We start from the raw sequence: 8598 nt of genomic DNA, 5'->3' as shown, positions 1-8598 counted from the left end.
GCCCTACACGGTCAACACGCTGGCCGAGCATCTCGACATGCTGATGGTCTGCCATCATCTGTCGCCGTCGATCCCCGAAGACATCGCCTTTGCCGAAAGCCGCATCCGCAAGGAGACCATCGCGGCGGAAGACATTTTGCACGACATCGGCGCCTTCTCGATCATCTCGTCGGATTCGCAGGCCATGGGCCGCGTCGGCGAAGTCGCGATCCGGACCTGGCAGACCGCCGACAAGATGAAACGCCAGCGCGGCTCGCTGCCGCAGGAGACCGGCAACAACGACAATTTCCGCGTCCGCCGCTACATCGCCAAATACACGATCAACCCGGCCATCGCGCATGGGCTGTCGAAAGACATCGGCTCGATCGCGGTTGGCAAACGCGCCGACCTGGTGCTGTGGAACCCGGCCTTCTTCGGCGTCAAGCCGGACATGGTGCTGATCGGCGGCATGATCGCCGCAGCCCCGATGGGCGACCCCAACGCCTCGATCCCGACGCCGCAGCCGATGCATTACCGGCCGATGTTCGGCGCCTATGGCAAGGCCAGGACCAACTCGTCGGTGACGTTCGTTTCCAAGGCAGCGCTCGAGTCGGGACTGCATGGCAGGCTCGGTGTCGACAAGCAGTTCGTCGCCGTCGAAAACACCCGCGGCGGCATCGGCAAGCATTCGATGGTGCTCAACGACGCCACGCCGCATGTCGAGGTCGATCCGGAAACCTACGAGGTGCGCGCCGACGGCGAGTTGCTGACCTGCGAGCCGGCGACGGTGCTGCCGATGGCGCAACGGTATTTTCTGTTTTGAAGCGGCGCTTCCACCGGGCGAGCATTATCCGTTGCAGCCCTTGGTGGAAGGCAGCACTATGCGGCCAACCAACAGCTGCATTGTGATCGAGCATGACCACCGAAATCGCTTCCGCCCACGACATCTTCCCGCACATCCGCATCGTCATGGGCATGGTGATCGGGCTTGGTGTCGCCCGCCTGCTGTCGGGGGTGGCGCGCATCGTCCAGCATCCCGGCCAGTACAAGCTCTATACCGTGCATCTGGCCTGGGTCGTCTCGGTGCTCCTGATGCTGGTGCATTTCTGGTGGTGGGAGTTCGGCCTCTACGCCGTCGAGATCTGGACCTTCGGCAAATATTTGTTCATCATTTTCTACGCGATCACGCTGTTCCTGCTGTGCGCGCTTTTGTTTCCCGATTCGATGCTGGACTACACCAGCTACGAGGATTTCTTCTATTCGCGGCGGGCGTGGTTCTTCGGCCTGCTGGCGGCGACCTATCTGCTCGACGTGGTCGACACGCTGCTGAAGGGGCCGGAGCATTTCGCCCGCTTCGGCAGCGAGTATCTGTTCCGCACGCCCGTCTTCGTCGCGCTCTGCATCATCGCGATCCTGGTGCGCGACCGCCGCTTCCACATCGCCTTTGTCACGGCGGCGCTTATCTACCAGATATCGTTCATCCTGCGGCTCTTCGACACCATCGTCTGAACGAACGCGATGGTCTAGCTTTGTTGGGGAAAGGCAGGGTTCGACATGTACAAGGCCATTGGATCGCGCGTGTGCGGGCACAAGCAAATGGGAAATCCATGAAATGAAACTCAACCTCAACACCGACTTCACCAAATTCCCGCGCGTCGTCTCGGTGCTGTCCGCCGGCGCTGCCGGAACCACCCTACCGTCCGGCCGGGCCATTCTCGCCCATGACGAGCGGCATCTGCGCCGCCGGGCCATCGAACTTGCCGACGGCAGCAAGGTGCTGGTCGACCTGCCCGAACCCGTCGCCTTGAACGATGGCGACCGGCTGGTGCTGGAGAATGGCGGCCATATCGAGATCATCGCGGCACCGGAAGAGGTCTACGACATCCGCGCCCGCGATGGCGTGCATCTGGCCGAACTCGCCTGGCATATCGGCAACCGCCATCTCGCGGCAGGCATCGAGGCCGGACGCATCCTCATCCTGCGCGACCATGTCATCAAGGCGATGCTGGAGGGGCTGGGCGCCACCGTGACCGACGTTTCCGAACCGTTCAAGCCGGTGCGCGGCGCCTATTCCGGCCATGCTGGGCAAAGCCACGATCACGGCCATGCGCATGCGCACGCCGAAGCGCACAGCCATTCTCATGGCGAAGCGCATTCCCATTCGCACAGTCATGCCGGCCATCACCACGATCATGACTGACCAGCCTTCGAACATCGCCCTGCTGCGGCTGATGGCGTGGCTGTCGCCTGCCTTTCCGGTCGGCGGCTTTTCCTACAGCCATGGTCTCGAGCGGGCGGTGCATGACGGGTTGGTTGCCGATGCCGGGAGCCTCGCCGGCTGGCTGGAGACGCTGGTCGAGATGGGCTCGGGCTGGAACGACGCCGTGCTGTTCGCCGAGAGCTGGCGCCGAGCATGCGGCACCGGTGATCTCGATGAAGTGGCGGCACTCGCCGAAGCCCTGGCCGGCTCGCGCGAACGCCATACCGAGACCATGCTCCAGGGTGGAGCCTTCCTCAAAGCGGCGGCCGCCTGGCCTAATCCGGTGCTGGAGCGCCTGCCGGCCGAATGCGCCTATTGCGTCGCCGTCGGCGCCATTGCGGGTGGCAACGGCATCGCGCTTCAGGATGCGCTGTCAGCCTTCCTGCAAACCTTCTTCTCCAACCTTGTGCAGGCAGCGATCCGGCTTGGCATCGTCGGCCAGAGCGGCGCGACCACGTTGTTAGCCGGCTTCGAGCCGCTGGCCCTGGCGACCGCAAGCCGCGCCGCGCGCTCGACACTCGACGATCTCGGTGGCTGCGCCTTCGTCTCCGATGTCATGGCGATGAAGCATGAAACCCAATATTCGCGACTGTTCCGCTCATGATTTTTCTCGCCTTCTCGCTATCCTTTGTCCTGCTGCTGATCACCGTTCTGCATGTCTATTGGGGCCTTGGCGGCATCTGGCCGGGCCAGGACGCAGCCTCCTGCGCTCGCGCCGTGGTCGGCTTTCGCGGCGTCGATGAGATGCCGACGCCGTTTGCCAGTTTCGCCGTTGCCGCGTGCTTGTGCCTGGCGACACTATGGCCGCTGGCGCTCATGGGAGTCTTCGCTTCACCCTTCCCCAAGGAGGGTCTCGCCGCCACGTCGCTGCTCATCGGTCTGGTGTTCCTGGGGCGCGGCATAGCCGGCTTCACGCCATGGTGGCGGCGGCTGACGCCTGAACAGCCTTTCGCGCGGCTCGATGTCCGCTATTATTCGCCGCTGTGCCTGTTGATCGGGCTCGGCTTTGCCATCCTCGCCATCACGGAGTTTCCCGCATGACACAGACAAATGGTCCGCTGCGCGTCGGCATTGGCGGCCCGGTCGGTTCGGGCAAGACGACGCTGACCGAAAAACTGTGCAAGGCGCTGCGCGACGAGTTTTCCATCGCCGTCGTCACCAACGACATCTACACCAAGGAAGACGCCATGATGCTGGCGCGGCTGCAGGCGCTGCCCGAGGACCGCATCATGGGTGTCGAGACCGGCGGCTGCCCGCATACCGCGATCCGCGAGGATGCCTCGATCAATCTGCAGGCGATCGCGCAGATGAACAGGAAGTTCCCGGACCTCGACATCGTCTTCATCGAATCCGGCGGCGACAACCTTGCCGCCACCTTCTCGCCGGATCTCGCCGACCTGACGCTCTATGTCATCTCGGTCTGCCAGGGCGAGGAGATTCCGCGCAAGGGCGGGCCGGCGATCACCCGCTCCGATTTCCTGGTCATCAACAAAAGCGATCTGGCTCCTTACGTCAACGTCAACCTCGACGTGATGGAGAGCGACGCCGGCCGCATGCGCGGCAAGCGGCCGTTCGGCTTCACGGACCTGTCGCGCGGCAAGGGACTGCAGGAGGTGATCGATTTCATCATCGAGCATGGCGGCCTGCGAGCCGGCGCTGCCGCTGCCAGCACGGCGGCGTGAGCATCCCTGCACCAACCAAAACCGGTTGCGGGAATGGGCTGGCCACGGCATTCTTGCCGAAACCGGAGGATTTTTCGATGAGCCTTGCCCGTCTGCAAAAGGAAACGCTGACCAACCTGCCCTACTATGAGGAGCGCGTCGATCTCGCCTGTGCCTTCCGCTGGACGGCGCGGCTCAACATGCACGAGGCGGTGGCCAATCATTTCTCGCTGGCCGTCAACGATGAGGGCACACAATTCCTCATGAACCCCAACCAGGTGCATTTCTCGCGCATCAAGGCGAGCGACCTTCTGATGATCGATGCCAACGATCCGGAAACGCTCTCCGGCCCCAATGCGCCCGACCCGACGGCGTGGGGGCTGCATGGCGCCATCCATCGCAATGTGCGTCACGCGCGCTGCGTCATGCATGTGCACTCGATCCACGCTACGGTGCTGGCATCGCTCGCTGACTCGACATTGCCGCCGATCGACCAGAATTCGGCGATGTTCTTCAACCGCCATGTCGTCGACGCGCACTATGGCGGGCTGGCCTTCGAGGAGGAGGGCGAGCGCTGCTCGCAGCTTCTCGTCGATCCCAAGGTCAAGGTGATGGTGATGGGCAATCACGGCGTGCTGGTCATCGGCGACACGGTCGCCGATGCCTTCAACCGCATGTTCTATTTCGAACGCGCCGCCGAGACATACATCAAGGCGCTGTGGACCGGCCGCCCGCTGCGCACGCTTTCTGACGCGATCGCCGAAAAGGCGGCGAGCGAGATGGACGATTATCCCGGCCAGGCCGAACGCCATCTCAGCGAGTTGAAGGCGATCCTCGACGAGCAGGAACCGGTCTACCGGAATTGAGCGTCCTTCTCCCCGTGCCGTCACTATACGGGGAGAAGGTGCCGGCAGGCGGATGAGGGACGGCGCCGACCTGGGCGGTTTTCCTCAGAGCCCCAGCTCTTTCCCCAATTCCTCGGCGCTGTTGATGACGACGGCGCCGGGCGGGCCTTCCATCGGCTTTTCCGGCCAGAAGATCGTCTTCATTCCCGCCGCCAGCCCTGCCATGGCGCCCGGCCAGCTGTCGTCGATCGCCACCGCCTGCGCGGGGTCGACATCGGCCAGATACGCGGCGCGCAGGAATGGCTCGGCATGCGGCTTGCCTTCGCGCACGTCGTTGCGGCTGATCGTCTTCATGCCGGGGTAGATCAGGCCGACCATGCTCAAATTGGCGTCGACGATCATCCGGTCCGAATTCGAGACCACGGCCTGCTGGATGCCTCTTGTACGCAGCTCGTTGAAGATCTCGATCGCGCCGGGGCGCGGCTTCAAGCTCTCCACCAGCGGCAGGTAGTGTTCGTATTTGCGCAGGATCCAGTCGTCGAAAGGCAGGTCCAGGCCGAACTCGTCGCGCATCATCTCGTAGACCGGCCAGGCGGCGACGCCGAGCACGCGCTCATGCAGATCGTTCGGCGGGACAAGGCCGACATTGCGCATCGCCGCCACCAGGGCAGCTTCGTGCAGCGGTTCGCTGTCGACCAGCGTGCCGTCCATGTCCCAGAAAACCGCTTTCGGCGTCATGCGAGGCTCCTTTTTGCCATCCCTTAAAGGGTTTGAGCCGGGAGATAAACCTTCGGAGCGCAAGAACGTGCCGCCTGCCGGGACCGCAGCCAAGTCTCTTGGCGAGACAGACATCGTGGGGAGACGAGAAACTGGGCCGTGCCTACGCCGAGGGACAGCAAGCAATTGCCCCCGAGATTTGACAATTGCGCAGCAGGCCGTTCCCTGCGAAAGTGGGCATGGGCCGCTCTCATGACCGGCGGTCTCGGGAGGCAGGACTTTGAATAGCCGGCAGGATGGTGGCAGCAACAGGCTGGACGATGCGGCACGCGCCGGCTGGCTTTATTATGTTGCCGGCAACACACAGGACCAGATCGCTTCGACGCTTGGCATCTCGCGGCAAACGGCGCAGCGGCTGGTATCGCTGGCGGTGTCGGAGGGCTTGATCAAGGTTCGCGTCGACCATCCGATCGCCAACTGCCTCGATCTGGCGGCACGGCTGAGATCGCGCTTTGCGCTCGATCTGGTCGAAGTGGTGCCGAGCGACCCCAACTCGTCCTCGACCACGATCGGCATCGCCGAGGCGGCTGCCGCCGAGATCGAGCGACGGTTGCGTTCACCGACCCCGATCGTCATGGCGATCGGCACCGGGCGCACGCTGAAGGCGGCGATCGAGCAGCTGCCGCCGATGGAATGCCCGCAGCACAAGGTGGTGTCGTTGACCGGCAACATCTCGCCGGACGGCTCGGCCGCTTTCTACAACGTCATCTTCACCATGGCCGACAGGGTCAAGGCGCGTTCGTTTCCGATGCCGCTGCCGGTCATCGCCTCGTCGCCGGAGGAGCGCGAGATGCTGCTCAACCAGCCGATGATCCAGCCGACGCTTGCGCTTGCCGCCGAGGCTGACGTCACCTTCATCGGCATCGGCGACCTCGGCCCCAAGGCGCCGCTCTACGAGGACGGCTTCATTTCGGAGAGCGAATTGAAGGCGCTGCAGAAGGCCGGGGGCATCGCCGAGATCGTCGGCTGGGTGTTCGATAGGGAAGGCCGCATGATCGAGGGCATCACCAACGACCGGGTGTCGTCGGCGTCGCTGCCGTCACGCGAGAAATCGCTGGTCATCGCACTGGCGATGGGAGAACGAAAGCTGCCGGGCATTCTGGCGGCCGCGAACCGGCGGCTGATCAACGGCCTCATCACCGATGAACGGACCGCCGCCGCGCTGCTCGCCAGCATCTGACCGGAAGCACAACTGATTTGCGATAAAACCAACCGCGCTAGCTGTGCCGCCCGAAATGGTCGTTGCCATCGAGAAAACCGAGATCGCGCTGCAGATGCGGCGACAGGTCCCTGATGTCGAGATGTGCCCGTTTTTTGGCTGCGAACCAGCCGAATCCATCCGTCAGCCACGAAAACCAGCGATGATCGGGTGCGGAAGTGCATTTTTGCTGCGCCATGGTCATGATCGTCAACCTTCGCTATCCTGAACCCGAATGACGGGTTGACTGGAAATGTCGGTCTTGACGGCGGCCTTTGCCAATCGAACGTCGATAAGGACCCATAAGGAGGCTTTATGCCGGACCTCAGCTCTCGGCAGGTTTCACAGCTTCCGCCGCTGCAGGCGATCCGGGTGTTCGAAGCGGTGGCGCGGCATCTTTCCTTCACCAAGGCGGCCGAGGAACTTGCCATGACGCAAGCGGCGGTCAGCTATCAGATCAAGGTGCTGGAGGAACGGGTCGGCGCGCCGCTGTTCCTGCGCCGGCCGCGCCAGATCGCACTCACCGAGGCTGGACAGCGCCTTGCGCCAGCGGTCAGCGAGGCCTTCGCCATTCTCGGCCAGGCCTATGCGGCGGCGCGTGGCGGCGCCGACGGATTGCTGTGCGTCACGACGGTGCTGACCTTTGCCTCGAACTGGCTGGCGCACCATCTGGGCTCATTCCAGATCGCTCATCCCTCCCTTGCCGTGCGGCTCGAAACATCGAGCCGGCTGACGGATTTCGCCCGCGAGGATGTCGACCTCGCCATCCGGTCGGGCGGCGGCAAATGGCCGGGGCTGGAAGCCTACAAGCTGCTCGATGCCGATTTCACGCCGATGCTGAGCCCGAAGCTCGCGGCAAGCATCGGCGGCGTCAGGGAACCGGCGGACCTGTTGCGGCTGCCGATCCTCGATCCCGGCGACATCTGGTGGACGCAATGGTTCGAGGCTGCCGGCGTGCACTCGCACGATCTCGCCAAACGGCCCGGCAGCAGCATGGGCGCGCAGGCCTATGAGGCCAACGCGGCGATCGCCGGTCATGGCGTCGCGATCCTGACCAGGGCGCTGTTCAAGGCGGAACTTGCCGGTGGGCGCCTGATCCAGCCTTTCGATCTGGTTGGCGACGACGGCCATGCCTTTTGGCTGGTCTACCCCGAAGCGCGCCGCAACGTGCCGAAGATCCGTGCCTTCCGCGACTGGCTGCTGGCCGAGATCGCCTGCTGACCGGCAAGCTTGCGGGCTGCACCTGGTCTCGCAGATCCATCCGCTGTTGCCGCACTGTATCCGGCCGGGACGCTCTTCGTCCTGGCAATTTCCGCTCGTCCCGGCCTGCGGTGTCGCCCGGGTGCTGCGCTGCAGCATCGAATCCGACTTGACATAATTCACGCCAAGTGAGTAATTGCCCAAAGCCAAGGCAAATGCTCATCTTGGTTCAAGGGAGGAATTTGATGAAACTTCGCACGCTCACCCTGGGCTTGTTGTCGGCCAGCACGCTTGCGTTCGCCGCACACGCCGAATCCATCACCATCGCCACCGTCAACAATGGCGATATGGTCCGCATGCAAAAGCTGACCGAGGACTTCACCAAGGCGAACCCCGACATCCAGCTCAACTGGGTTACGCTCGAAGAGAATGTGCTGCGCGAGCGCGTCACCACCGACATCGCCACCAAGGGCGGCCAGTACGACGTGATGACCATCGGCACCTATGAGGTTCCGATCTGGGCCAAGCAGAGCTGGCTTTTGCCGCTCGACAAGCTCGGCGACGACTACGACGCCAAGGACATCATCCCGGCCATTGCTGGCGGCCTTTCGGTCGACGGCAAGCTTTATGCCGCGCCCTTCTACGGCGAAAGCTCCTTCGTCATGTACCGCAAGGACC

The 8598-nt window shown here is 63.5% G+C and carries 12 protein-coding genes; 10 read left to right on the top strand and 2 right to left on the bottom strand.

All coding sequences use genetic code 11. From position 1 onward, the window contains the following. From ENZ74_RS12990 to ENZ74_RS12960, 7 genes are all read left to right on the top strand, one after another. A partial coding sequence (locus ENZ74_RS12990; RefSeq protein WP_127312804.1) for an urease subunit alpha occupies positions 1 to 802 on the top strand: 802 nt, incomplete at its 5' end. A 92-nt stretch (positions 803 to 894) separates the two neighbouring features. Then, on the top strand, positions 895 to 1488 hold the full coding sequence (locus ENZ74_RS12985) for a hypothetical protein (protein ID WP_027161070.1): 594 nt from the start codon (positions 895 to 897) through the stop codon (positions 1486 to 1488). A 103-nt stretch (positions 1489 to 1591) separates the two neighbouring features. Further along, entirely contained in the window at positions 1592 to 2179 is a 588-nt protein-coding gene (ureE, locus tag ENZ74_RS12980; RefSeq protein WP_063169755.1) for an urease accessory protein UreE, read from the top strand. Continuing rightward, positions 2172 to 2843: an urease accessory protein UreF gene (locus ENZ74_RS12975; RefSeq protein WP_063170432.1), complete on the top strand. Its 672-nt coding sequence runs from the start codon at positions 2172 to 2174 to the stop codon at positions 2841 to 2843. The genes ureE and ENZ74_RS12975 overlap by 8 nt, the downstream gene beginning before the upstream one ends. Then, positions 2840 to 3280 carry a DUF3995 domain-containing protein gene (locus tag ENZ74_RS12970; protein WP_024502040.1) on the top strand — a complete coding sequence of 147 codons (441 nt, stop codon included), beginning with the start codon at positions 2840 to 2842 and terminating at the stop codon, positions 3278 to 3280. The genes ENZ74_RS12975 and ENZ74_RS12970 overlap by 4 nt, the downstream gene beginning before the upstream one ends. After that, positions 3277 to 3921 (top strand): urease accessory protein UreG, encoded by a 645-nt coding sequence (ureG, locus tag ENZ74_RS12965; protein WP_013528407.1) that lies wholly within the window; start codon positions 3277 to 3279, stop codon positions 3919 to 3921. Before ENZ74_RS12970 ends, ureG begins: the two co-directional genes overlap by 4 nt. A gap of 77 nt (positions 3922 to 3998) precedes the next feature. After that, positions 3999 to 4766: a class II aldolase and adducin N-terminal domain-containing protein gene (locus tag ENZ74_RS12960; protein ID WP_024502042.1), complete on the top strand. Its 768-nt coding sequence runs from the start codon at positions 3999 to 4001 to the stop codon at positions 4764 to 4766. Between the two features lie 84 nt (positions 4767 to 4850). Here the strand turns inward: ENZ74_RS12960 and ENZ74_RS12955 are convergent, their stop codons facing one another. Continuing rightward, complete coding sequence (locus ENZ74_RS12955; protein ID WP_063169754.1) at positions 4851 to 5483, bottom strand: HAD family phosphatase; 633 nt, start codon at positions 5481 to 5483, stop codon at positions 4851 to 4853. A 259-nt stretch (positions 5484 to 5742) separates the two neighbouring features. On the opposite strand from ENZ74_RS12955, the gene ENZ74_RS12950 reads away from it, so the two are divergent. Further along, a complete protein-coding gene (locus ENZ74_RS12950; RefSeq protein WP_013528410.1) occupies positions 5743 to 6702 on the top strand; it encodes a sugar-binding transcriptional regulator in 960 nt (319 codons plus the stop codon). Positions 6703 to 6739: 37 nt separating this feature from the next. On the opposite strand, the gene ENZ74_RS12945 is transcribed toward ENZ74_RS12950, so the two are convergent. Continuing rightward, positions 6740 to 6925 (bottom strand): hypothetical protein, encoded by a 186-nt coding sequence (locus tag ENZ74_RS12945; protein ID WP_063170431.1) that lies wholly within the window; start codon positions 6923 to 6925, stop codon positions 6740 to 6742. Positions 6926 to 7035: 110 nt separating this feature from the next. On the opposite strand from ENZ74_RS12945, the gene gcvA reads away from it, so the two are divergent. Continuing rightward, the gene (gene gcvA / locus ENZ74_RS12940; protein WP_013528412.1) at positions 7036 to 7941 is read left to right on the top strand and encodes a transcriptional regulator GcvA; all 906 of its coding nucleotides are present in this window, start codon (positions 7036 to 7038) and stop codon (positions 7939 to 7941) included. 224 nt (positions 7942 to 8165) lie between these two features. After that, on the top strand, positions 8166 to 8598 hold a 433-nt coding region (locus ENZ74_RS12935), incomplete at its 3' end, for an extracellular solute-binding protein (RefSeq protein WP_127312803.1).

It is taken from the genome of Mesorhizobium sp. M7A.F.Ca.CA.002.15.2.1 (genome assembly GCF_003998715.1).
In the GTDB taxonomy this organism is placed as follows: Bacteria; Pseudomonadota; Alphaproteobacteria; order Rhizobiales; family Rhizobiaceae; genus Mesorhizobium; species Mesorhizobium ciceri.
This window is presented reverse-complemented; position numbering and strand designations above follow the sequence as displayed.

Bases quoted from the DNA above. Each gene is read 5' to 3' on its own strand.
- gcvA (WP_013528412.1), top strand. From the start codon at position 7,036: ATGCCGGACCTCAGCTCTCGGCAGGTTTCACAGCTTCCGCCGCTGCAG.
- ENZ74_RS12975 (WP_063170432.1), top strand. From the start codon at position 2,172: ATGACTGACCAGCCTTCGAACATCGCCCTGCTGCGGCTGATGGCGTGG.
- ENZ74_RS12960 (WP_024502042.1), top strand. From the start codon at position 3,999: ATGAGCCTTGCCCGTCTGCAAAAGGAAACGCTGACCAACCTGCCCTAC.
- ENZ74_RS12945 (WP_063170431.1), bottom strand. From the start codon at position 6,925: ATGACCATGGCGCAGCAAAAATGCACTTCCGCACCCGATCATCGCTGG.
- ENZ74_RS12985 (WP_027161070.1), top strand. From the start codon at position 895: ATGACCACCGAAATCGCTTCCGCCCACGACATCTTCCCGCACATCCGC.
- ENZ74_RS12970 (WP_024502040.1), top strand. From the start codon at position 2,840: ATGATTTTTCTCGCCTTCTCGCTATCCTTTGTCCTGCTGCTGATCACC.
- ureG (WP_013528407.1), top strand. From the start codon at position 3,277: ATGACACAGACAAATGGTCCGCTGCGCGTCGGCATTGGCGGCCCGGTC.
- ENZ74_RS12955 (WP_063169754.1), bottom strand. From the start codon at position 5,483: ATGACGCCGAAAGCGGTTTTCTGGGACATGGACGGCACGCTGGTCGAC.
- ureE (WP_063169755.1), top strand. From the start codon at position 1,592: ATGAAACTCAACCTCAACACCGACTTCACCAAATTCCCGCGCGTCGTC.